This window comes from Paenibacillus sp. W2I17, from assembly GCF_030815985.1.
Lineage (GTDB): Bacteria > Bacillota > Bacilli > Paenibacillales > Paenibacillaceae > Paenibacillus.
The window spans coordinates 2,132,424-2,156,654 of record NZ_JAUSXM010000001.1 but is presented as its reverse complement, the minus strand read 5'-3'; the positions used below and the strand labels follow the sequence as shown (position 1 = coordinate 2,156,654).

The following is a 24,231-nucleotide window of genomic DNA, read 5'->3' as shown; positions in this document are numbered from 1 at the left end:
GCTTGGTGAAAGATTACATAACTGATGTGAATGTTTTGTATCCATCCATTGAGTTATTGGAACGATACAGAATGCTGGATGTGTGTACTGCTATAAACATGTACTATGAAGAGAGGAAGATCTTGAATGGAACAAGAAGTTCAACATGACCGGGGCAATCCTGCCGAAGAGAAAAACAGTCGATCCAAAAAAGCCAAAAATGAAATTGTTGAATGGCTTAAAGCCATTGTTATCGCATTAGTTCTCGTCATTCTGATTCGGTGGTTGCTCTTCAAGCCGTTTGTTGTGGACGGTCCGTCCATGCAGCCGAACTTTGAAACGGGTGAACGTGTGATTGTCAACGAGATCTTATATGATATCAGAGAACCGAAGCGCGGTGAAGTTATCGTCTTCCACGTACCATCCGAAGGTCGAGATTTCATTAAACGTGTTATTGCTGTAGAAGGTGATACAGTTGAGGTTCAGGACGATACCGTGATGGTTAACGGTAAAAAGGTTGATGAAACGTATATTCAAGGAGCCATTGATGCAGCTGAAGCAAATGGTGGAACCTATAACGTGAAGGATTTCCCGAATGAACAGTTCCCTGATGGCAAAGTGCCTGCAGGTCATGTGTTTGTCATGGGAGACAACCGTCCAAATAGTACAGACAGCCGTATGATCGGTTATGTTTCGTTAAAAGATATTATTGGTCGTGCAGATGTGATTTTCTGGCCGATCGGTGAGATTAAGTGGATCAACCACTGAAATTGAAGTAAATAATGAGGTGAAGACAAGTTGACGATACAATGGTTTCCAGGTCATATGACTCGAGCCAGACGCCAGATTCAGGATAAGTTAAAGCTCATCGACGTGGTCATCGAACTATTGGATGCCCGTCTGCCTGTCTCCAGCCGTAATCCGATGATTGACGAAATATTGCTGGATAAACCCCGGATGATTTTGTTGAACAAATCAGATTTGGCAGATGCTAAAGTGACGCAAGAATGGATTGAATATTTCAAAAAAGAAGGAATTACCGCTTTTCCTGTGGATGCTTCGACGGGAACCAATGTTAAAGATATTCCCGTGCAGGCCAAGCTTCTTCTTAAAGAAAAAATTGACCGTCAAATTGCTAAAGGGATTAATCCTCGTGCGGTTCGCGGGTTGATCGTAGGGATTCCCAATGTAGGTAAATCAACACTGATTAATCGACTGGCTGGACGGAGTATTGCGTTAACAGGAGATCGTCCTGGTGTGACGAAGGGGCAACAGTGGATCAAGGTAGGCAAAGAAATGGAGTTATTGGATACTCCAGGTATTCTGTGGCCTAAGTTCGAAGATCAAAATGTAGGTTATCGTCTTGCCGTAACTGGTGCGATCAAAGAGGAAATTCTGAATGCAGAGGATATCGCCTTTTTTGGAATCAGTTACCTGATGCGTTATTACTGGGACGCTTTGGAAGAGAGATACGGACTTCAGGAGTTCTCCAAGGATGCAGATGATTCAGACAGTGTTATTGCGATTATGGAACAAGTCGGCCGTATCCGTGGTTGTGTTGTAAGCGGTGGACGCATTGATCTGGAAAAGGCATCACGAGCATTTCTGCGTGAACTGCGCGCGGGTAAAATGGGACGTTTTTCTATGGAAGCTCCCTATTAAAAAAATGGACTCTACACGATGAAGATCATTATCTTTATCTGTTCATTTCATATATACAAGTGCCGAAAGAAGCGGCCGTTACCGGATTACCGGGAGCGGTCGTTTTTTTGTGTATACAAACGCGGAAGTAGAGCTGGAACATACGTCGAAAACGATAAAATGGAAGAGGATTGAAGAACAGTACGCTTTATGGAATTGGCTGGTCTATATATCAGGTGCGTCAGAATCGTGCTATGATAAATGGTGGTGCAATTTAGATTAGTCGAGGTCTGATATATTCAATTTAAACCATCAAATACCGATAAATGAAGACATCAGTATCTTTATATTGTAAATCTCAAGGAAAAGTTTTACTGAGAGAGACAGGTTGTACAGAACAAAAGACAGAGGATCTACGTCTATATTATAAAAAAGTTGTAAGTGATACGCATGCTGAAAAAGCGTGGGTAGAGGAGATGAGCGTTATGGTTGAAAATAATGAAGAGATTGGGTTGAATCTACTGGATACCCCGATTGGACCAAAGAAGAAAAAAGAAGCCAGTGAACCTCGAGACCTGTTGCTCTACGAGCGGGAGTATTGGGACAGTGGATTTGAACGTATTGCTGGTATTGATGAGGTAGGACGGGGCTGTTTGTTTGGGGATGTTGTCGCAGCGGCGGTTATTTTACCGAAGGATCTCATCCTGGAAGGTGTGAATGACTCCAAGAAATTAACGGAGAAAAAACGTGATGCATTATATGACGTCATTATGGAAAAAGCGCTGGCGGTAGGTATCGGGTACGCGGATGCAGAGACAATTGATAGGCTTAACATCAAGCAGGCTGCGAGACTTGCGATGAAACGAGCTGTTGAAGCATTGGGAGAAACTCCTGATTATATGCTGGTGGATGCCGAGAAGGTGGATGTGAATGTACCTCAACTGTCCATCATTAAAGGTGACGCTAATAGTCAATCGATCGCAGCGGCATCTATTATTGCCAAGGTAACGCGAGATCGACTATGTAAGGAAGAATGGGATACATTATATCCGGAATATGGTTTGTCGATACATAAAGGATATGCAACAAAAGTTCATCGGGAGCAAATTATGGCATTGGGGGCAACCCCGATGCATCGACGCAGTTTTCTGGGCAACCTGCTTGGAGAGCAGCAATCGTTGTTTTAACACAGGTTTGAAGAAAGGAGGGGGAGAGATTTGAATATCGGTTCCATGATAAAGGGGTTAATGGGAGATAGTAAGCCCGGCAATGCCAAACCGCTTGAATTAAAGGAAGGTCAGGTGGTTCGTGGCTCCGTCGTTAGTGTATCCGATGATGGGGGAGAAGCAGTTCTGCAGATTCAAGGTGTGCAGGTGCGCGCCAAGTTGGAGACTCCACTCCGTCCGGGTGAGACCACGTTGCTTCAAGTGCAGCCTCCAGGTGAAAATGGCATAACGGTAATGAAACCTATGTCGGGAACACTTGCTGAGCTGCCACAAGCTTCGCTGAACAACCTGCTCAAGGATGTAGGACTGCCGGATACAAAAGGGAACCGGGAACTGTTACTTGCCATGCAGCGTAGCGGAGTGCCGCTCACAAAGGATAATGTGGCTATGGTCCAGAATATGATGACTGCCAAACCTGCACAGGTCCCTGTGGAAGAATGGGTGCAGGCGACAGGGATTGCTTTTCAGCGTGGTCTTCCGGTTACGGCGGAAACAGTAAAAGGATTACACCAGACGGTGTTTGGCCCCCCTCTGCACCAGTTGTTAAGCGGGTTGGCTGATCAGTTGGAAACGATGTTGACACAAACAACAGGTAAACCGGTACTGACTGGAGAACAATCTGCAACGTTGAAGCCATCTGTTATGGCTGGTGTGCCTGTCGTACTAAATGGAGCACAGGCGGAAGAAGGATTGGCTGCATCAGGCAATGGTCGTCAGGTGACTGGAACCGGAACTGGAGCACCAGCTTTGTCGACGCAGCAAGGACAAGCGGCGTTGGCAGGAGGGATCTCCACGACGGATGGTGGGGCAGAGGATGCAGGTACTGCGGTGAAAGGAAACATGCAGACCGGTGGAGGTACAGGAAATGCTGAAGCCGGGGCCAAAGCAGTTTCCAGCAATGTTGAAACAGCTGGCAAAGGAGGTGCGGGTATTCCGTCTGGAACCGGAATACCCGGCGAGGGCCCGCGCGGGGCTGATGCGGGGCAAGCCGGGAGCCGCCCGGGAACACCAGGGGCGGCAGCTGAATCTGTGGCTGGCCGTGCAAGTGCAGGCCAGCCTGAAGCAGGCGCGGCCGGGCGAACTGACGGCCGCGCTGAAACGCCTGCTGCTGCGGGGACTCCGTCCGCAGCAGGCCAGGCGGCGTCAGCAGCGCCTACGGCAGCGCAGTTGGCGCCCAAGCTGCTGGCGCTGCTGGACGCCCTGCGCAGCGCGTCCACTGCCGCACCGACACAGCCTGGTGCGGCCGCACAGGCCGCCCCTTCATCGCAGGGCGGCCAGGCGGCTGCGGCTGCCGGAGGCGTGCCACAGCCGTTGCCAGCCGGCGCTGATGCGCCGCCGGCTGGCGGTAGTGCCGCGGCACCTGCGGGAGCTGCGGCAGTGCCCGCGCCTGTCACCCACGAGGGGGACCCGTGGGTGGGGCGCGTGCTGAAGCTGCTCGGTGCGGAGCACGAGCAGCAGGCCGTTCACGGCGCGGCAGCGCAGCCGCGCGTGGGGGATGCGGCGAGTCCGGCGAATGCGGACTCGCTGAAGGGCTTGCTGCTGCAGCTTGCCAGCAGCGAAGGTGCACCGGCGGCGCTTAAGGATGCCGCCGGACAGGCCGTGCAATATCTGACAGGTCAGCAGTTATTGCTGACGACAGATCGCAGTGCTACTTTTGCACAGATGCACTGGTTTATTCCGATCACTGGACCAGATGGGGAAGAAACGGCGTCTGTTCAGATTCAATCACGTCGTGGACCTCGTGGTGAGCTGGATGCGTCCAACTGCCGTCTATGGTTTGATCTGGATATGAAAAGTCTTGGGCCTACTCTGGTAGATGTCCATGTGGTTAATAACATTGTCAGTCTGCGTGTATTAAATGATCGCGAAGGAATGGGAGCGCTTCTGGAGAGCGGACGAGAGGTAATCCATCAGGCATTGGACAAGCTGGGCTATCAACTGCTGACCTTCAAGGCGGAACCATGGCCTGTGGGGCAGGAACCGGGCGCGGAACGAAAAACGCGGGCCTCGGACTATAGTCCTGAACGATACAAAGGGGTGGACTTGAAGGTATGAAAGACGAGTCGTCACAACCCGATCTGCTCTCCAAAAAGGCAGTTGCCCTAAAATATGTCCCTGGAGAGAGTGAAGCACCTGTTGTTGTAGCCAAGGGGCGTGGCAAAGTGGCAGAAGCCATTTTGGATAAAGCCAGAGAAAATGGCGTGGCTGTTCAGGAGGATGCAGCACTTGTGGAGGTGCTCTCCAAGTTGGATCTGGATGAACAGATTCCAGCAGAACTGTATCAACTGGTCGCAGAGGTTCTAACGTATGTCTATCGTGCAGATCGACTGGCTTCGGGGCGTAAGGAAGATGAGTCATGGTAGAACATAGATCAGGCAAGGGTCCGGGACTGAAGCTTACACGACAGCAGAAGGGCCGATTAGGTGAAGAAGCTGCCTGTCAATGGTTGCGAGAGCACGATTATCGGATCATTAGACAGAACTGGCGTTGCCGTAGCGGTGAGATTGACATCATTGCTTCCTGCGAGGGCCTGATTGTCTTTGTGGAAGTAAGAAGCAGAAGTGGAGCCGCTCAGTACGGTACACCTCAGGAATCGGTTGATATGCGTTAAATGCAGCAGGTGCGTTCAACCGCATCCGTGTATTTGCAAATGACGGGAGAGACGGAACTTCAGATCCGTTTTGATGTAATTGCCGTAATGCTTGATCAATCAGGAAAAACTGTCTCTGTGAATCATATTGTTAATGCTTTTTAAGAATTACACTCAAAGTTATTGCTGTATTAAGTGATACGTAATGTATCTTTTTAATGTGAGTCGGTCAGTTATTTCGAAGTACAAGTTTAATTATGTCTTATCTTTGCATTCGTTTTAGTTTTAAAATTAGTTAATATACTAAAGCCGTAGTTCCTCTTCATACAGGGACTGCGGCTTTTTTTGATTTAACTATGAAATCACAAAACAGAGGATAGAGCATTGATAATAAAATCATTGTATTTCAGAATTTTTGGATACAAATCGTATCATTTGTAATAAAATAAGAACGTTGAAAAATTTAAAGAGAGGTTGGTGGGATGTATGAAAGAGCTTCATAATGCTTCGAACAACACAGTAAAACAAGTATGGGAGTGCCCTCGGATGGAAGTGCTGGATATCAGCGAGACCATGAACGGTGGCCAGGGGATTTGGCAATATGTTTGGGACGGAGAATTCTGGAAGCTTGAACTTATGGTCAGTTAATTAAAGAGGCTAAAGAGGAATGGTTTGATCCATAAAAATAAATGGTGAGGTGTAGTGAGAAGATGCAGACAAGTATCAAATGGGTAATTCGACTAAGTACACTATCTTTATGTTTCATTTTGTTTGGAATCATGTATTCCGGAGTTTCTTATGCAGCCGATCCGTCTACACAGGCAAAAATATCAGGTAAAGTTACTGATCTTGAAGGGTTTCCTATCCAGGATGCAACCATCAAGTATTCCCTTAGATATCAAGGGGAAGAAACTGAAAAAAGCGTAAAGACAGATGGTACTGGAAGTTATTCTATACTTGAGTCTGTCCAGGATTATACGGAAATTAGTTTTATAATTGAAGCAGAGGGCTATGTGACAGACAGGCACCGTAATACCTACTATTTGTCAGAAGGGGAACAGATTCTGGTTAATTTCGAGCTATATGAACCTTCTACGATTGTAGGGTCTGTAACCGATCAAACAGGCAATCCGATTCCAGATGCCCTGGTCAAAGTAACAGGAGCCTTGGATCGCCCGGTTAAAACAGATCAGCAAGGTCGGTATGCCGTTACTGGGCTTGATTTTGACTACAATCCAAACATTGCGATCTGGGTAGATTCTGCGGATTATATGCTTTATGAACAGGATCGTTTGAATGTTCAGGCTGGAAAAACCTTAATCGTAGATGTTGTTTTGACAGAAGCTGCACATGTGCGGGGGAAAGTCGTAGATGAGGCGGGCAATCCAGTAAGTGGAGCTAAAGTTAATGCCGGAGGCTCGGCAACAACAACAACGGATGCTCAAGGAAATTATTTCATAAAGCGCGTGCCAACAGGCACCAGAACAATAACGGGGGAAGCAGCAGGGTACTTAAAATCGACTCAGAACGTTGCCCTCGTACAAGGAGACCATAATACGTTTAATATCGTACTTAAGAAAGATGCAGATATTACACCTCCAGTAACCAAGTACAGATTAGTTCCTATTACAGATACTGTGAACGGGAAGGTATACATCAAAGGATTTACATTCAGACTTCAGGCAACGGATGAAGTCAAAGGTTCGGGCGTAAAAACAACGCAATATCGAATCAATGGGGGAGCATGGAATACGTATGAAGGACCCGTCAAGTTTTATGCTCCCGATGTCAAGGTGGTAGAGTACTACAGCACAGATGTTGCAGGTAACCAGGAGAAGTACAACAAAATGGATTTTATTAATGGCACATTTGAAGGCGCAGGTTCATATTGATTCATCATTGATATGATAGTTTAATTGGTATAATATGTTAATCTAATTAGACGGCTCCGACATGATGATCGCCCTCGGTAGATCAGGATTCGGAGCCGTCTTTACCGTTTTTAATGCCTGTAGCCCTAGTAGTCGACGTCTTTCCTTTGAATCTCGTGAACAGAAGGGTGTATAATCAAGAATGTAATCTGGCGTTTTAATCTTTTGATTTGTCATAAACGAATTGTTCCAGACCGTAAGCCATCTTTACGGGTACAGATCATAATTATAAACAGGAGGTACGGCCGATGAGTAAAGCTACGAAAACAATAAATGAAGTCAGAAATGCGATTCAAAACCGTCGTACGGTGAAAAAATTTAAAAAAGAAGCTGTTCCTACACAGCAGATTATAGAATTGCTGGACACCGCAGTCTGGGCTCCTAACCATAAACTGCGTGAACCTTGGAGATTTTTGTTGTTTACCGGAAATGGACGGAAGAAACTGGCGGAGGCTATTGATGCAGAAATGGGAGAAGACAACAAATTCTCACCCAATATTATGCAAGTTCCATCCGTTATGCTTGTCGTGCTGGAAGAAGATCCAAGACAGAATATCTGGGACGAAGACTTTGCTGCGGTCAGTGCATTGGTTCAGAACTTTATGCTTGCAGCCTGGAGTGAAGACATTGGAACGTTCTGGGTGACCAAGCCATTCTTGTACGCTCCCAAATTCCGCAAACCGCTTGGAATAGAGGCGGGAGAGAAAATTGTAGGCATGATTTATATGGGATATCCTGATGTTATTCCTTCTGCCAAAGAACGCACACCAGCTAAGGACAAACTCACTCTTTTTGAATAATAAATTGTTGTAGACCTTAGCTATATACGATCCCCTTACGTTTACAGGGAAATCTACGTACAAGTACCTTTCTTCACAGAAGAGAAGGGCTTGTACGTTTTTTGTCATGTTGGTGTATCCGCATTGTAGAATCTGCATAAGAAATCCTTCTCGATCTTCCTCTGAGGTCTACAGGTTGGTATCCATTTCACTGCCTTTTGGTAGGCCACCCCGTTCTTCCTCCATAAGTTTCTCAAAATAAATTAAGATCCAATTGACGATACTGGATGGCTTCAGCCACATGAGCTGTCACAATTTCACCTTCATGGTCCAGATCGGCAATTGTCTGTGCCATCTTGATAATCCGATCATGTGCACGCATGCTCAGGTTCAACGTTTGCAAGGTTTGCTCTAAAAGTTGCTCTGCCTCTTGGGGTAGATGGATCGTTCGTCGCAAAAGTGTGCCCGAAAGCTGGCTATTCCAACGAACCGAACTTTTGGCATAACGTGTAGCCTGAATTTGATGAGCGTGGATCACTTTTGCCTGCATTTCTTCAGAGGAAGGGGAAGCAGCAGACTTGCGCCACTCGCCTGGTGGAGGAACCTCAACCTGAAGATCAATGCGGTCCAGCAGTGGTCCTGAAATCTTAGCTCGGTATGCGGCAACACGGGCTGGACTACATATGCAGCGTTGCTCCTCCGAATGAGCGGACAAATATCCGCAGGGACAGGGATTCATGGAACATGCAAGCATGAACTGGGCCGGAAAGGTGAATGCAGCCCGTGCCCGACTAATTGTCACTGTGCGATCCTCTAACGGCTGCCTTAATACCTCCAGCACTTGACGCTGGAATTCAGGTAATTCATCCAGAAACAATATGCCACGGTGGGCAAGGCTCACTTCACCAGGTTTTGGGATACCACCGCCTCCAATCAGACCAGAGGTGGATATTGTGTGGTGAGGGGAGCGAAAAGGTCTGTCTGCAATCAGGCCTTGAGGCGCTTCTTTCAATTTGCCTGCGGCACTTAATACTTTGGTGACTTCCAACGCTTCATCTTCTGACAAAGGAGGAAGGATGGAGGGCAGACGTTTGATTAACATCGTTTTGCCCGTGCCTGGCGGTCCAACGAGCAGTATATTATGCATGCCGGCTGCAGCAATCATAAGCGCGCGTTTTACATGATGCTGCCCCAGAACATCGCTATAGTCGTCTGCAAATAATGGTGTTTGTCTCGGCTTCCTATCCGCCATCTTATGAGTCTTATCAGTTATAGGAGCAGCGAGGTGTGCATAATTTTTCAACACGACTGGTCCTGCATTCGAATTATTTGGTATTCCCGTTGAACTAGCGGGTTGATCTGGGTTTTTCGGAGCAATATCTTGTAAATGACGAATGCCAAACACTTGGATACCTCGAATCAGTGACGCTTCCTCCACGTTATCCAAAGGCAGGAGCACGGACGTAAAGCCTTGTCGTTTGGCCAGATCCACCATGGATAAAATGCCCGGCACGGACCTGATCGAACCGTCCAACGCCAGTTCGCCAACCACTAGTGTCCGTTCCTGGGGAGGCAGTACAAGCTGGCCGCTTGTCATAAGTAAACCAATAGCAATGGCTAGATCAAACGAAGATCCTTCCTTTCGCAGATCAGCGGGGGCCAGATTGATTGTGATCCGCTGTAAAGGATACTGATATCCGCAGTTTTTAATCGCTGCACGGACACGTTCAACGGCCTCACGAATGGCTGAATCCGGTAAACCGATGATTGATGTCTGTGGCAGACCATTGGATAAATCGGTTTCCACCTCGATCAGAACGCCATCGATTCCGTACAAACACGCACTGTGTAATTTTCCGTACATAACAAAGAAACACCTCACTCGATTCTTGACTCCGCATAATACGGGCCAGTCTACGAATTAAGGTGCTTCCTCAGCTTCTATTAAGCATTTTATATAAAAGGAATCATGGAGTCAACCTGTCATTATCATTGCTGTAGTCATCTTTCCTGATCCCTGAATTTTATTTCTGGAAGGAAATCATTAAATAGCTTTGGTGAAAATATTATGTTTTACACAATCTAATTTATCATAATTAAATTGAATGGTAAAATCATTTGTGCTCAATTATTCTGTTTTTTTTCTAATTTGTGATAAGATAGATTTATAGTTCCTTTTTTATAAGGAATAGAATGCACAATAGGCAGGTGAGAAAGACATATGCAGACTGACAGTTTGAAGCTGGATAACCAATTATGCTTTGCCATATATGCTTGTTCACGTGAGATTACGAAGATGTACCAGCCTTATCTGGAGGTGCTCGGCGTAACGTATTCACAGTATCTGGTTCTGATGGTATTGTGGGAACGTGAAGAATGTACGGTTAAGGAGATCGGGGAGGCACTCTATCTCGATTCGGGAACGTTGACACCACTTCTCAAACGGTTGCAGTCAGCAGGACTTATTAATCGCGAACGCTCTGCTCAGGATGAACGAAAAGTATTAATTACATTAACCGACTCCGGCCGTGAGCTGCGGAACAAGGCATTGTCCATCCCTGAATCCATTCAGGGAGATGCGTGTTTGAACAGTACAGAGTTTGAAGCTTTGCTGGGTCAGTTCAAAGGGTTGCTGGAGAAAGTTCACCAAACCAACACTAACGCAGCCAAAAAATAAAATGTAGTTTTACATCAAGGAAACCTTAGCTTTTAGCTGAGGTTTTTTCCATATATACCCAAGCATTCACAATATGGGATCATACTCATATCAAAATACTGTCTATTAACCATTAATTTTTTAAGGAAAGCGTTTTAAAAACGTGTTACAATGAATTGGGTTTAAGTGAAAATAGTCAACATTTGTCTTTTGTTAGTCTACCAACCCGCCTTGTTGCAGTCATGTTGATAGGAGGATTCGAGAATGAATATCCATGAATATCAAGGAAAAGAAGTACTGAAACAGTATGGAGTTACCGTTCCAAACGGAAAGGTTGCTTATACAGTCGATGAAGCGGTTGCGGCCGCAGAGGCACTGGGCAGTCCGGTGACTGTTGTTAAAGCGCAAATTCACGCAGGTGGCCGGGGTAAAGCCGGCGGCGTAAAAGTGGCGAAGAGTACGGATGAGGTTCGTGCCTATGCTTCCGAAATTCTGGGCAAAGTATTGGTAACACACCAGACTGGACCAGAAGGCAAAGAAGTGAAACGTCTTCTGATTGAAGAAGGATGCGATATCCGCAAAGAGTATTATGTGGGTGTTGTTGTGGACCGTGCCACAGGCCGTGTAGTTATGATGGCTTCCGAAGAGGGCGGTACTGAGATTGAAGAAGTAGCTGAAGCTACACCTGAGAAAATTTTCAAAGAAATTATTGACCCTGCTATTGGATTGCAAGTGTTCCAGGCGCGTAAACTGGCTTACAGCATTCAGATTCCGAATGAACTGGTGAACAAAGCCGTTAAGTTCATGCTCGCGCTGTACACTGCATTTGTCGAAAAAGATTGCTCTATTGCCGAGATCAATCCTCTCGTTGTTACCGGAGATGGAAACGTTATCGCGCTAGATGCAAAATTGAACTTTGACTCCAACGCCCTGTTCCGTCACAAAGACATTTTGGAACTGCGTGACCTGGATGAAGAGGATGAAAAAGAAATCGAAGCTTCCAAATACGACCTCAGCTACATAGCACTTGATGGCAACATCGGCTGTATGGTCAATGGTGCGGGACTTGCGATGGCAACGATGGACATTATCAAATACTACGGTGGAGACCCGGCCAACTTCCTTGACGTTGGGGGCGGTGCGACAACGGAGAAGGTGACTGAAGCATTTAAGATCATCTTATCCGATGCCAAAGTAGCTGGGATCTTTGTTAACATTTTCGGTGGCATCATGCGCTGTGATGTTATTGCCAATGGTGTTGTTGAAGCCGCGAAGCAGCTTGGCCTGACCAAACCGCTGGTTGTTCGTCTTGAAGGAACTAACGTGGAGCTTGGCAAACGTATTCTGGGTGAATCTGGCCTGAATATCGTTCCTGCTGATTCCATGGCCGATGGTGCACAGAAAATTGTTGCCCTCGTAAAATAAGTTCATTCCTTAGTACCGGAGCTGTCCGGGAATTGAAAAATAACCGTAAGGATGTGAAGCAACGTGAGTATTTTGATCGATAAAAATACAAAAGTCATTACGCAAGGCATTACGGGTTCAACGGGAATGTTCCACACGAAGGGCGCATTGGACTACGGAACCCAGATGGTAGGCGGAGTTACACCGGGTAAAGGCGGAACTAATGTGGATATCACGTTGGAAGATGGTACAGTAGCTAGTCTGCCGGTGTTCAACACTGTGCAGGAAGCGAAGGAAGCTACAGGCGCAACAGCGAGCGTCATTTACGTTCCTCCTGCATTTGCAGCAGATTCCATTATGGAAGCTGTTGATGCTGAGCTGGACCTCGTAATCTGTATTACAGAAGGTATTCCGGTTCTTGACATGATCAAGGTTGACCGCTTCATGGAAGGTAAAAATACCGTCCTGATCGGACCAAACTGTCCAGGTGTCATTACACCAGGCGAATGTAAAATCGGTATCATGCCTGGTTATATCCATATGGCAGGACACGTAGGCGTTGTTTCCCGTAGTGGAACACTTACCTATGAAGCCGTTCATCAACTGACGACACGTGGCATTGGACAATCTTCTGCTGTAGGAATCGGGGGAGACCCTGTAAAAGGCTCCGAGTTCATTGATATCCTCAAACGGTTCAATGAAGATCCACAGACTCATGCGGTCATCATGATTGGTGAGATTGGTGGTACAGCTGAAGAGGATGCTGCAGATTGGGTACGTGAAAACATGACCAAACCGGTTGTTGGCTTTATCGGTGGCGTAACAGCGCCTCCAGGCAAACGGATGGGCCATGCTGGCGCTATTATCTCTGGCGGTAAAGGTACAGCCAAAGAGAAAATTGCGAAGCTGGAATCATGTGGAATCAAAGTAGCACCAACTCCTGCTGAGATGGGTTCGACTTTGGTGAGTGTACTTGAGGAACGCGGTATTTTGAATTTGTGCACGACACATTAATTTTTTTTTCGTTATATATAGAAGAAACGGCTCGGAAATGATCTATTTCTGGTAGACCGACTATTATGGTTACGGAAAAGGTAAGCAACCTTTTGTCCTTGAACAGGGCGAAGGGTTGCTTTTTTGCGTTTTTTTACGGGAAAAGGAGGAGGAATTGTCCCTCATCTGCGTAAACGCTTGCATTCCGTGGTCACTTAACACACAATATGAGGGAAGATCTCTTCCCGCTTTGGGAGGTTTATGGTATGGAAGAAAGATGGATCTTGTTTGGGTTGCATGAGATGGAGGGTATTGGTAAAAAAACAATCTCGAAACTGATTCTGGGACAACATGCATTAACCGATCTATTGAATTATGGGGAAAGCGACTGGGTCGCAGCAGGCTTGCGCAAAGATCAGGCTGCACGTTTGACTAGCCAATTTAATATCGACTGGATTGAGAGTAAAAGAGAACACGTTTACAATCAGGGAATAGAGGTTATTACTTATCTGGATCAGAATTATCCCATATTAATGAAGGAAACCGTTCAGCCTCCCTGGGTAATGTATGCTCGAGGGGATGTTAGTTTGCTACACAATTCGTCTATTGCCATGGTGGGAACTCGTATGCCAACCGTGTATGGGCGCAAAGTTGGAGAAAAGCTGGCAGAGCAACTATGCAATGCAGGACTGACGATTGTAAGCGGGCTTGCCCGTGGTATTGATAGCGTATGTCATGAGGCAGTACTACGTGCTAAAGGAAAAACCATTGCAGTATTCGGAACAGGGATTGATAATATATACCCACCCGAAAATACAAGCCTCGCTGAACGAATCGCGGAGACGGGGCTGCTGTTGTCGGAATATCCACCAGGTACAAGAGCGCGCCAGGGATTATTTCCGGAACGGAATCGAATCATTGCCGGTCTGACACTGGGAACATTGGTTGTTGAGGCTGACATTCGCAGTGGTTCACTCATTACAGCAGATGCTGCGCTTGAAGCAGGCAGGGATGTATTTGCAGTCCCTGGACCTATTACATCGCCGAAAAGTCGGGGAGCACACAATCTTATCCGTCAAGGGGCCAAATTGGTCACTTGTGCAGCAGATGTATTGGAAGAGTATCGATTGGGCTTGCCAAATGCAGAACAACTTCCTTACAATAGAGGACGTTCGACCGAAACAACCGAGCCTTCCGGGCGAGGGATATTCGCTGAAGTTAAGCTCTCTCCAGATGAACAACGCGTAATTTATCTGTTGGAACAGGGAGAACAATCATTGGATCAACTGGTTGAGCTGCTTGGTTGGGATTTTGGACATTTGCATTCAGTTCTGTTATCTTTAATCATAAAAAAGCAGATTAGCCAAATACCAGGCACTAAATACGCGAGGGTATGACGAAGCTACAACCTACGTGGTGCGTGGAAATATATAATTAGCAGAAGTTATTAACTATGCATAAGCTTACAGAAACAGTTTCATGACAGTTTCATGAATGAGAGGAGGATGAACCTATGGCGGATGCACTCGTAATCGTGGAGTCGCCCTCAAAGGCGAAGACGATAGGCAAATATTTAGGCAGCAAGTTCATCGTAAAAGCTTCGATGGGGCATGTTCGCGATTTGCCAAAGAGTCAGATCGGCGTTGAGGTAGAGAATGATTTTAATCCGAAATATATTACGATCCGCGGCAAAGGTTCAATCTTGAAAGAACTGAAGGATGCACGGAAGAAAGTGAAAAAAGTGTATCTCGCAGCTGACCCGGATCGCGAAGGTGAGGCTATCGCATGGCATTTGGCCCATGCCCTTGAACTGGACGATACGGCAGATTGCCGGGTAGTATTTAATGAAATTACAAAACAGGCGGTCAAAGATGCGTTCAAAACACCGCGGAAAATCAATATGGATTTGGTTAACGCGCAGCAGGCAAGACGTATTCTGGATCGGCTCGTTGGATATAAAATTAGTCCGTTATTATGGAAGAAAGTGAAAAAAGGTTTGTCTGCAGGCCGGGTTCAGTCCGTGGCTGTTAAAATCATTTTAGATCGTGAAAATGAAATTGATGATTTTGAGCCAGAAGAATACTGGAGCATTACCGCCAAACTGACAGCAGACGGCAATCCGTTTGAAGCCAAGTTTCATAAACTGAACGGGGCCAAAACAGAGCTGGGCAGTGAAGCGGAAGTGCAAGCGATCCTGAAACAGATCGAAGGTGCAGACTTTACGATCAAGGAAGTTAAAGAGAAAGAACGGAGCCGTAACCCCTCCGCCCCGTTTACGACGAGTTCTCTGCAACAGGAAGCGGCGCGTAAATTGAATTTCAGAGCTTCCAAGACGATGTCGGTCGCCCAACAACTATATGAAGGTGTAGACCTTGGAAAAGAAGGCACAGTAGGTCTCATCACGTATATGCGTACGGACTCCACACGAATTGCGGCATCTGCACAAGAAGAAGCCAAAGAATATATCGTTGGTAAGTATGGTGAGCCATTTGCACCTGAGACTCCACGAAACTATTCCAAAAAAGCAGCTAATGCTCAGGATGCGCATGAAGCGATTCGTCCAACTTCAATTTTGCGTGACCCTGACTCAATCAAGTCATTCATGAGTCGCGATCAGTTCCGGTTGTATAAACTGGTATGGGAACGTTTTGTAGCGAGCCAGATGTCTTCGGCTATCCTGGATACACTCTCTGTAGATATTGCTGCGGGGGACACCATTTTCCGTGCAGCAGGTTCGAAGGTACGGTTCCAAGGTTTCATGAAGGTATATGTTGAAGGAAACGACGATGGTACAACCGATGAAGATCGTCTGCTGCCTCCGTTGAAAAGTGGAGATGTGCTTGAGAAGCAGGAGATTGAGCCAAAACAGCATTTTACACAACCGCCACCCCGATATACAGAGGCAAGGTTGGTTAAGACGCTTGAGGAATTGGGTATAGGGCGTCCGAGTACATATGCGCCAACACTGGAGACCATTCAGAAGCGCGGATATGTTGCGATAGAAGAAAAGAAATTCATGCCAACGGAGCTTGGTGAACTGGTCATCGAACAGATGGAAGAGTTTTTCCCGGAAATCCTGAATGTAGAGTTTACCGCAAACATGGAAGGTGATCTTGACCATGTGGAGGAAGGTTCCGAGGATTGGGTCAAAGTACTCGCAGAATTCTATGAATCTTTTGAGAAACGCCTTGAGTTTGCGGAAGAAGAAATGAAAGAAATCGAGATTGAAGACGAAGTATCGGATGAGATCTGTGAGAAGTGCGGCAAACCGCTGGTTTATAAACTCGGACGTTTTGGCAAGTTTCTTGCGTGCTCTGGCTTCCCTGATTGCCGGAATACCAAACCGATTATCAAGGATATCGGCGTGACTTGTCCGAAGTGTAAGGAAGGTCATGTTGTTGAGCGTCGTAGCAAAAAAGGACGTATTTTCTACGGTTGTGACAAATATCCTGAATGTGATTTTGTCTCATGGGACAGACCTTCAGCCAAGCCATGTCCAAGTTGCGGATCGCTAATGATTGAAAAGCGAAACAAAAAGGGAGCACGATTGCAGTGTACTTCATGTGATCATCAGGAGCCGGTGGATGAACCGGATGACGAATCAGCGGATTAGTATATATGCGAATCAATTTTAGTGAATTATGAAATTGTTTTATGGGGGTAAATGATTTTGACTAATGAACAACAAGTAACCGTTATTGGTGCCGGGCTGGCAGGGACAGAAGCTGCCTGGCAGATTGCAAGTCGCGGCGTACGCGTAAAATTATACGAGATGAGACCTGTTGTGAAAACGCCAGCCCATCATACGGATAAATTTGCAGAACTGGTATGTAGCAACTCGCTGCGTGCGAATGGATTGACCAATGCAGTGGGTGTGTTAAAAGAAGAAATGAGAATGCTCAATTCTCTCGTATTGTCAGCAGCAGACAAACATGCAGTTCCCGCAGGTGGGGCGCTTGCTGTGGACCGGGATGGATTTTCAGGTGAGATTACATCCACGTTGCACCAGCATCCGCTCATCGAAGTGGTGAATGAGGAATTAACTTCTCTGCCGGAAGATGGCATCGTTGTTGTTGCAACGGGGCCGCTGACCTCACCTGCATTGTCTGAGCAAATCAAGGCACTAATGGGGGAAGAGTATTTCTACTTCTATGATGCAGCTGCACCGATCATCGAAAAAGATTCAATTGATATGAATAAAGTGTATCTGGCTTCCCGTTATGATAAGGGTGAAGCGGCATATCTGAACTGTCCGATGACAGAAGAAGAGTTTGATGTCTTCTATGAAGCTCTCATTACTGCTGAAGTCGCTCAATTAAAAGAGTTTGAGAAAGAAATCTACTTTGAAGGCTGTATGCCAATCGAAGTGATGATGAAACGCGGAAAACAGACGGCTCTGTTTGGTCCAATGAAACCGGTAGGTCTGGTTAACCCTCATACAGGAGAGTTGCCACATGCGGTTGTTCAGCTTAGACAGGACAATGCAGCTGGGACCCTGTATAACTTGGTGGGCTTCCAGACGCATCTGAAATGGGGAGAACAGAAACGTGTCTTTTCCCTTATTCCTGGACTTGAAAATGCAGAATTCGTTCGTTATGGCGTAATGCACCGTAATACATTTATTAACTCGCCTAAACTGCTTCTTCCAACGTATCAGTTTAAAGAGCGTCCAAACCTGTTCTTTGCAGGTCAGATGACGGGTGTAGAAGGATATGTGGAATCTGCTGCATCAGGGCTGATTGCCGGCATGAACGCAGCCAAAGCAGCACTTGGGCAGGAACTGGTGGTATTGCCGGTAGAAACAACACTTGGCAGTATGGCTCAATATATTACAACTGCTGACTTCAAGCACTTCCAACCAATGAACGCAAACTTTGGTTTGTTGCCGAAGCTTGAAACGAAAATCCGTAACAAAAAGGAAAAAAATGAAGCTCTTGCACAGCGTGCACTGGATGGCATTACTAGTTTTGCTGCGGCAGAAGGTCTAACTGTTCCGGAACGCGTATAAATTATTCGTGGGAGGATGCTGATATCATGGATATGTCATTTCATGCTACAACGATCTGTGCTGTTCGTCATAATGGTAAGGCTGCAATTGCTGGAGATGGTCAGGTGACCATGGGCCAGAGCGTCGTGATGAAGAATACAGCCAAGAAGGTAAGAAGATTGTACCGCGGACAGGTTGTTGCTGGTTTTGCTGGTTCTGTGGCGGATGCGATCACCCTGTTTGAGAAATTCGAGGGCAAGCTGGAGGAGCACCATGGTAACCTACAGCGTGCTGCTGTAGAGCTTGCCAAGGATTGGCGTCAGGATCGGATCTTGCGCAAGCTTGAGGCATTGTTGATTGTGATGGACAAAACAGGCATGTTGCTCATCTCAGGTGGCGGCGAAATTATTGAACCAGATGATGACGTTATTGCTATCGGATCAGGTGGAAACTTTGCCTTATCTGCTGCGCGTGCGTTGAAACGTCATGCAGTAAACCTGGAAGCGAAAGATATTGCGCGTGAATCGCTTCAGATTGCCTCGGAGCTATGTGTATATACCAACAGTAATATTATTGTAGAAGAGTTATAAGCCAAAGAAATCTCCCGTAGTGGAGCATGATTCTGTAATCTGCTCCAGGACGTCTAGGGGATTCTTTGTCCTTGTTAGGAAAAATAAATTCAACATACTGGTAGGAGGGAAGCAATATGAATACTCAAGCGTTAACACCGAGACAGATTGTTGCAGAGCTTGACAAGTATATTGTAGGTCAAAAGAAAGCTAAAAAATCGGTAGCCGTAGCCCTTCGTAATCGTTATCGGCGTAGCCTTTTGCCTGAGCACACTCAGGACGACATTGTGCCTAAAAATATCTTGATGATTGGACCTACCGGTGTGGGTAAAACGGAGATCGCCCGTCGCCTCGCTAAACTGGTAGGTGCGCCATTTGTGAAAGTGGAAGCTACCAAGTTCACTGAAGTAGGTTACGTTGGCCGTGACGTTGAATCGATGGTGCGAGATCTGATTGAGACATCACTGCGGATGGTGAAGCTGGAGCGGACTGAAAAAGTGAAGGACAAAGCTGAAGAAGCTGCCAATGAGCGAATTGTACATATTTTGGCTCCTTCACAGTCTAAGTCCAAGAATCAGCGTAATCCCTTTGAGATGATCTTTGGTAATAATGGCAACAACGTTCAGGAACAGGATGAGCCAGAACCGGATACTGGGGTTGCCGAACGCCGCCGTAAGATCAAGTTTGATCTGTTATCTGGCAAGTTGGAGGATGACATTATTGAGATTGATGTGGAGGACACTGCGCCTAACATGATGGACATGTTTGCTGGACAAGGCAATGATCAGATGGGCATGAACATGCAGGAGATGTTTGGTAGCCTCTTACCTCGTCGTACGAAAAAGCGCAAGCTCGCTATTAAAGAAGCGCGTAAAGTGTTGATCCAGGAAGAAGCAGGCAAATTGATCGACATGGATGATGTTACCCAGGAGTCCATTCGCCGGGCGGAGCAGACAGGTATCATTTTCATAGATGAAATCGACAAGGTTGCCAGTCAAGGACGCGGTAGTGGACCCGATGTATCTCGGGAGGGGGTTCAACGGGACATTCTCCCTATTGTGGAAGGTTCTACGGTGATGACTAAATATGGCCCTGTCAAAACGGATTATATTCTGTTTATGGCAGCTGGTGCATTCCACGTCGCCAAACCCTCTGATCTGATTCCCGAGCTTCAGGGACGCTTCCCAATTCGTGTGGAACTAAGCAGTCTAACACTGGAGGAGTTTGTATCCATTCTGACTGAACCTCAAAATGCACTGACCAAGCAGTACGTTGATCTGTTGCGGACAGAGAATATTGAGATTGAGTTCTCGGATGAGGCTATTCGCGAGATTGCCAAATTGGCTGAATCCGTCAATCAAAATACAGAAAATATAGGTGCACGTCGATTGCATACGATTCTTGAAAAGCTTTTGGAGGATTTATCCTTTGAGGCACCTGAGCTTACACTGGAACGTATGGTTATCACTCCGGAGTATGTCCGGGAGAAATTAAATGATATTGCGCTTGATCGTGATTTGAGTCAGTATATCCTGTAACATGGAGTTAGCAATGTAGTTGTTAAAATGATGTTATAAATGAACGGTATGCACGAGAGTAGAGAACATTTGCGAGATCGACAAAGGGTAGCAATCCTTTAGTGAATCACAAGGGTTCTCTTTCTTGAAGCATATCGTTTATTTTTGTTTCTATCTAAAGGATTTTGATGTTACAACCGATAAAAGATGTGGGGTTGTTATACGGATCGACAAAACCTAGGACTTGTGCCGCATGTATACGGAGTTAAAACCTATCGGAGTGGTAGTTATTTTTCCTTTTCATACCCAATGATTCCCATTAAAAGAATTTTCCTTATTCCAAGTCTGGGCATCGGTTTAGTCGATGGATTGGTAAATGTTGCGTAAATGCGCAAAATGATGAATTATAGAAAAGTGTGAAGTCACTAATTGTTTTCTTAAAATTAAAATATATAGACCCCACTTAATTGTTAAGAAAGTGTTGTGTGGGAAGGACGATTTTTCTTCATTCTTGAAAGATAACTTGTCAATTGATTAATATACAGCTTTGTATGTATACCTATCATATTGTCCATAAACCCTTAGTATAACGGCAAAAAATTCTAACATTATCAACTATGAAGTATTCGGAAATATACATAATTACGGGCGTTATAAGCTCATGTTGAGACTCGAAATTTTTTTTTTATTTTAAGAATGTTTAAGAACAATAAGGGAGAGTATTAACATACTTTTGTTTTGGGCCCGAACATTTACGAAAAAATTCATAATTTGCAGAAAATACACAAAAAGCCCCGTCTTTCAGAAAAGATAGGGCTTTTTTCTTATTGTAATAAATCCCAAACTCGAAGAAACTTATGTTATACGACAACATCAGAGTTAATTCTACTTAAGTCCTAGAAAACCGTGTAAAGACGAATGTTTTTGTCGAAAAAAACATAAGAATTTTCAAGGAAAAAGATACAATCTTTTTCCATAACTTCTAAAGAGAGGAGGGGGATTGTGAATCTTTTAAACGATATCAGCTTTAAAAGATTGCAAGGTGCACTCGATGCGTCCAATATCAGACAACGAACAATTGCTGACAACATCGCGAACGCCGATACCCCGTATTTCAAGCGCTCGAACGTTTCTTTTGAAGAAATGTTGCAAGGGCAAATGAATGGAGATATGCCTGTTCTTAAGGGGAAAGTAACTGATGCAAGGCATTTTGTCATAGGTCCTTCCTCTTCCGTACCAACGCCAGTAGTTAATATGGACCAGTCAACCTCCATGAATAACAACGAAAACAATGTCGATATAGACAGAGAAATGAGTCTTCTGGCGGAGAATCAGTTGCGTTATAACGCTTATATTCAGCAAGTGAACGAACAAATTAAAATTATGCGTGTTGGTGTGGAAGGGAGATAACCTAAATTGAACATTAGTAATAGTTTTAGTATCAGTAGCTCAGCTCTGACAGCCCAACGGTTGCGGATGGACGTTATATCTTCCAACATTGCCAACGCAGAGACGACGCGCGCGAGCGTATCCAATGGTGAAGCGGTCCCTTACAAACGTAAAATGGTTGTGCTTGAGCCGAATAAAACGTCATTTGGTACGATGCTGCAAAATCAGATGAGAGGTAGCGGTTCAGGAGATGGCGTAAGAGTAACGGAGATTCGCGAGGATCAGTCACCTTTGAAACCTGTGTATGACCCTTCTCATCCGGATGCCAATGCAGAAGGATATGTATTTATGCCTAATGTGGATATTGCGAAAGAAATGGTCGACATGATTTCTGCCTCGCGTTCCTATGAAGCAAACGTAACAGCACTGAATTCAACCAAAGCGATGATCTCCAAAGCTTTGGAGATTGGAAGATAATCTGCTTTGAAATGAAAATAAGAAAATTACAAACCAGGGATGAAGGGGAGGGACATTAATGATTCAGAACAACATGTTTAGCACACAGGGGATACAACCGCTACAGATGAAGAGTGCAACCGAAAGTAAGCCTTCTACACCAGCCGAAACCATTCAGAGCTTCGGTACATACTTACAGAATGCATTAGGGTCCGTTGCAGCACAGGAGGCTCAATCGCATGAAATGTCGAATCAATTTTTGGTCGGCAAAGCAAATGTGGATCAGGTGATGATTGCTTCAGAACAGGCCTTGTTAAGCCTACAACTCACAACTCAAGTCCGAAACAAAGTGGTCGAAGCATACCAGGAAGTTATGCGAACGCAGTTATAAAATAACCTACTTGCGCTTCGATAATAGCGCTGATCATTACAACAAAGCAGCTGCGATGCTGCTCCTGATCGTCAACCTATGAAACGGCTAGGGTTGAGTAAGGACAGACTAAGCAAAGTTTCGGATGGGGTGACAGAGTGAATGAGAGAATCGCCCAGTACAGGGATAAGGCATCCCAGTATTGGAATAGTTTTAGCAAAAAGCAAAAAGTATTATTTATATCCACCTTCCTGTTCCTGATTTTGGCTGCAGTTGTACTCACGATGCAGTTGTCCAAGACGGAATATGAAGTTGCTTTTACAGATTTGAATGCAAGTGATTCAGCGGGCGTGATCAGTTATCTAGATTCATCTAGCATTCCATACAAATTAAGTTCAGATGGCAAGACCATATCCGTACCGAGTACAAGTGTTGCAATCGCAAAGGTCAATGTTGGATCTCAAGGGATTATTCAGAATGGTTCATTAGGGTATAAGTCATTTGAGGAGTCATCATCACCTATCGGGATGACGGATAAAGAGTTTGATGTAAAGTACAACAACGCTATAAACGGAGAAGTTGAACAGTTACTTCAGCGGATGCAAGGGATACAGGATGCTAAAGTACTCGTTAATATGCCGAAAGATAACATTTTTGCTGGTTTAGAAGAACAAGACAAAGCATCAGCATCGGTAGCTCTCCAATTCAAACCGGGTTATCACCCAAATCAGGCAGCGGTAGATGGCTACTTTAACTTGGTTAAGACTGCAATTCCTAATCTGCCTGTTGAGAACATCACGATTACGAACACAGATGAAGCAGAATTGATTCCAACTGCCCGAGGTGGCAGTGGCGGGTTGTCTTCCGAAGTTCAAGAAAACATGGCTTTACAGAAAAAGTTTGAAAACGATGTCCGTAATAACGTAAAGCAATTCCTTTCCCAGATTGTAGGGGAAGACAAAGTTAATGTTTTGGTAGCCTCCAAGCTTAATTTTGACAAAGAAACTCGTAAGGAAAATCTGGTCACACCTGTTGATGTAGATAATATGAAAGGCATCGAGATCAGTGTGCAGGAGATTCAAAAGAGCTACACTGGCGCCAGCAACCCAACAGGTGGCGTTGCTGGCACAGGACAAGAGGAAGTTCCGGGTTACCCATCATCTGATGCAACCGGTAACTCTACCTCCGAAGAATCATCAAGCACTATAAACTACGATGTTAATCGAATTGCCAAGGATATCATTTCCAGTCCGTATACTGTAAAAGACTTAACCATTAACGTTGCAGTTGAACCACCGAATGGAGAAACAGAATTACAGGGACCGGTTCAGGACGCAATTGAGAACATTTTGGTTAACATTGTTCGTGCTTCACTGGCAGACTCAGGCACTGTAATAAGTGACGCCGATCTGACAAAGAAAGTTTCAGTCATGTCACAAGGCTTCCAGACTGCCTCTGCAGACAATACAGGTTTCCAGCTTTCCTCAACGATGATGTGGGGTGGAGGCGCACTCATAGCGGCATTGATCGCAGCGGTAGTTATTTTGTTAGTACGCCGTCGCCGCAAACAAAACGAAGTCGAAGAAGAAGAGATTCCTCTTCCAATAGCAACAGAGTTCCCGTCCATTACGCTGGACAGTGTAACGAACGAAAGTCAGGTGCGCAAACAATTGGAGAGTTTGGCCAAGAAAAAGCCAGACGAATTCGTCAATCTGCTGCGTACATGGCTGGCTGACGAATAGAG

22 protein-coding genes are annotated in these 24,231 nt (G+C 45.5%); 21 read left to right on the top strand and 1 reads right to left on the bottom strand.

Going from position 1 to position 24,231, the window contains the following annotated elements; all coding sequences use genetic code 11:
* Nucleotides 1-126: 126 nt before the first annotated feature.
* From lepB to QF041_RS09375, 9 genes are all read left to right on the top strand, one after another.
* Entirely contained in the window at nt 127-747 is a 621-nt protein-coding gene (gene lepB / locus QF041_RS09415) for a signal peptidase I (RefSeq protein ID WP_017689211.1), read from the top strand.
* A gap of 30 nt (nt 748-777) precedes the next feature.
* On the top strand, nt 778-1,641 hold the full coding sequence (gene ylqF, locus QF041_RS09410) for a ribosome biogenesis GTPase YlqF (protein WP_036670353.1): 864 nt from the start codon (nt 778-780) through the stop codon (nt 1,639-1,641).
* Nucleotides 1,642-2,105: 464 nt separating this feature from the next.
* On the top strand, nt 2,106-2,807 hold the full coding sequence (locus QF041_RS09405) for a ribonuclease HII (RefSeq protein WP_143760254.1): 702 nt from the start codon (nt 2,106-2,108) through the stop codon (nt 2,805-2,807).
* A gap of 30 nt (nt 2,808-2,837) precedes the next feature.
* Nucleotides 2,838-4,901, top strand: a complete 2,064-nt coding sequence (locus QF041_RS09400) for a DNA ligase (protein WP_307413714.1) — start codon at nt 2,838-2,840, stop codon at nt 4,899-4,901.
* A complete protein-coding gene (locus tag QF041_RS09395) occupies nt 4,898-5,209 on the top strand; it encodes an EscU/YscU/HrcU family type III secretion system export apparatus switch protein (protein WP_145318964.1) in 312 nt (103 codons plus the stop codon). The genes QF041_RS09400 and QF041_RS09395 overlap by 4 nt, the downstream gene beginning before the upstream one ends.
* A complete protein-coding gene (locus QF041_RS09390; protein ID WP_307413711.1) occupies nt 5,203-5,457 on the top strand; it encodes a YraN family protein in 255 nt (84 codons plus the stop codon). The genes QF041_RS09395 and QF041_RS09390 overlap by 7 nt, the downstream gene beginning before the upstream one ends.
* A gap of 465 nt (nt 5,458-5,922) precedes the next feature.
* Complete coding sequence (locus QF041_RS09385) at nt 5,923-6,084, top strand: paeninodin family lasso peptide (RefSeq protein ID WP_307413709.1); 162 nt, start codon at nt 5,923-5,925, stop codon at nt 6,082-6,084.
* Nucleotides 6,085-6,146: 62 nt separating this feature from the next.
* Complete coding sequence (locus tag QF041_RS09380) at nt 6,147-7,328, top strand: carboxypeptidase-like regulatory domain-containing protein (RefSeq protein WP_307413707.1); 1,182 nt, start codon at nt 6,147-6,149, stop codon at nt 7,326-7,328.
* A gap of 287 nt (nt 7,329-7,615) precedes the next feature.
* Complete coding sequence (locus QF041_RS09375; RefSeq protein WP_124114062.1) at nt 7,616-8,167, top strand: nitroreductase family protein; 552 nt, start codon at nt 7,616-7,618, stop codon at nt 8,165-8,167.
* 232 nt (nt 8,168-8,399) lie between these two features.
* Here QF041_RS09375 and QF041_RS09370 read toward each other — a convergent pair whose 3' ends face one another.
* Nucleotides 8,400-10,010, bottom strand: coding sequence for a YifB family Mg chelatase-like AAA ATPase (locus tag QF041_RS09370; protein ID WP_307413705.1), 1,611 nt, complete (start codon nt 10,008-10,010; stop codon nt 8,400-8,402).
* 357 nt (nt 10,011-10,367) lie between these two features.
* On the opposite strand from QF041_RS09370, the gene QF041_RS09365 reads away from it, so the two are divergent.
* The 12 genes from QF041_RS09365 to fliF all read left to right on the top strand — a co-directional run bounded on the left by QF041_RS09365 (nt 10,368) and on the right by fliF (nt 24,229).
* Entirely contained in the window at nt 10,368-10,823 is a 456-nt protein-coding gene (locus QF041_RS09365) for a MarR family winged helix-turn-helix transcriptional regulator (RefSeq protein WP_076208912.1), read from the top strand.
* A 243-nt stretch (nt 10,824-11,066) separates the two neighbouring features.
* Nucleotides 11,067-12,227, top strand: a complete 1,161-nt coding sequence (sucC, locus tag QF041_RS09360) for an ADP-forming succinate--CoA ligase subunit beta (RefSeq protein WP_062833782.1) — start codon at nt 11,067-11,069, stop codon at nt 12,225-12,227.
* A gap of 63 nt (nt 12,228-12,290) precedes the next feature.
* A complete protein-coding gene (sucD, locus tag QF041_RS09355) occupies nt 12,291-13,220 on the top strand; it encodes a succinate--CoA ligase subunit alpha (RefSeq protein ID WP_036609382.1) in 930 nt (309 codons plus the stop codon).
* 245 nt (nt 13,221-13,465) lie between these two features.
* A complete protein-coding gene (dprA, locus tag QF041_RS09350) occupies nt 13,466-14,596 on the top strand; it encodes a DNA-processing protein DprA (protein ID WP_307413702.1) in 1,131 nt (376 codons plus the stop codon).
* Between the two features lie 116 nt (nt 14,597-14,712).
* Nucleotides 14,713-16,812 carry a type I DNA topoisomerase gene (gene topA, locus QF041_RS09345; RefSeq protein ID WP_124114065.1) on the top strand — a complete coding sequence of 700 codons (2,100 nt, stop codon included), beginning with the start codon at nt 14,713-14,715 and terminating at the stop codon, nt 16,810-16,812.
* A gap of 51 nt (nt 16,813-16,863) precedes the next feature.
* Nucleotides 16,864-18,207, top strand: coding sequence for an FADH(2)-oxidizing methylenetetrahydrofolate--tRNA-(uracil(54)-C(5))-methyltransferase TrmFO (gene trmFO, locus QF041_RS09340; protein WP_370511405.1), 1,344 nt, complete (start codon nt 16,864-16,866; stop codon nt 18,205-18,207).
* Nucleotides 18,208-18,233: 26 nt separating this feature from the next.
* Nucleotides 18,234-18,776 (top strand): ATP-dependent protease subunit HslV, encoded by a 543-nt coding sequence (gene hslV, locus QF041_RS09335; protein ID WP_062833786.1) that lies wholly within the window; start codon nt 18,234-18,236, stop codon nt 18,774-18,776.
* A gap of 116 nt (nt 18,777-18,892) precedes the next feature.
* Entirely contained in the window at nt 18,893-20,293 is a 1,401-nt protein-coding gene (hslU, locus tag QF041_RS09330; RefSeq protein ID WP_076208906.1) for an ATP-dependent protease ATPase subunit HslU, read from the top strand.
* A gap of 981 nt (nt 20,294-21,274) precedes the next feature.
* Nucleotides 21,275-21,682: a flagellar basal body rod protein FlgB gene (gene flgB, locus QF041_RS09325; RefSeq protein WP_076208905.1), complete on the top strand. Its 408-nt coding sequence runs from the start codon at nt 21,275-21,277 to the stop codon at nt 21,680-21,682.
* Between the two features lie 6 nt (nt 21,683-21,688).
* Entirely contained in the window at nt 21,689-22,138 is a 450-nt protein-coding gene (flgC, locus tag QF041_RS09320) for a flagellar basal body rod protein FlgC (protein WP_017689191.1), read from the top strand.
* 58 nt (nt 22,139-22,196) lie between these two features.
* Nucleotides 22,197-22,508 (top strand): flagellar hook-basal body complex protein FliE, encoded by a 312-nt coding sequence (gene fliE / locus QF041_RS09315; protein WP_017689190.1) that lies wholly within the window; start codon nt 22,197-22,199, stop codon nt 22,506-22,508.
* A gap of 137 nt (nt 22,509-22,645) precedes the next feature.
* Nucleotides 22,646-24,229 carry a flagellar basal-body MS-ring/collar protein FliF gene (gene fliF / locus QF041_RS09310; RefSeq protein WP_036609370.1) on the top strand — a complete coding sequence of 528 codons (1,584 nt, stop codon included), beginning with the start codon at nt 22,646-22,648 and terminating at the stop codon, nt 24,227-24,229.
* Nucleotides 24,230-24,231: the final 2 nt, after the last annotated feature.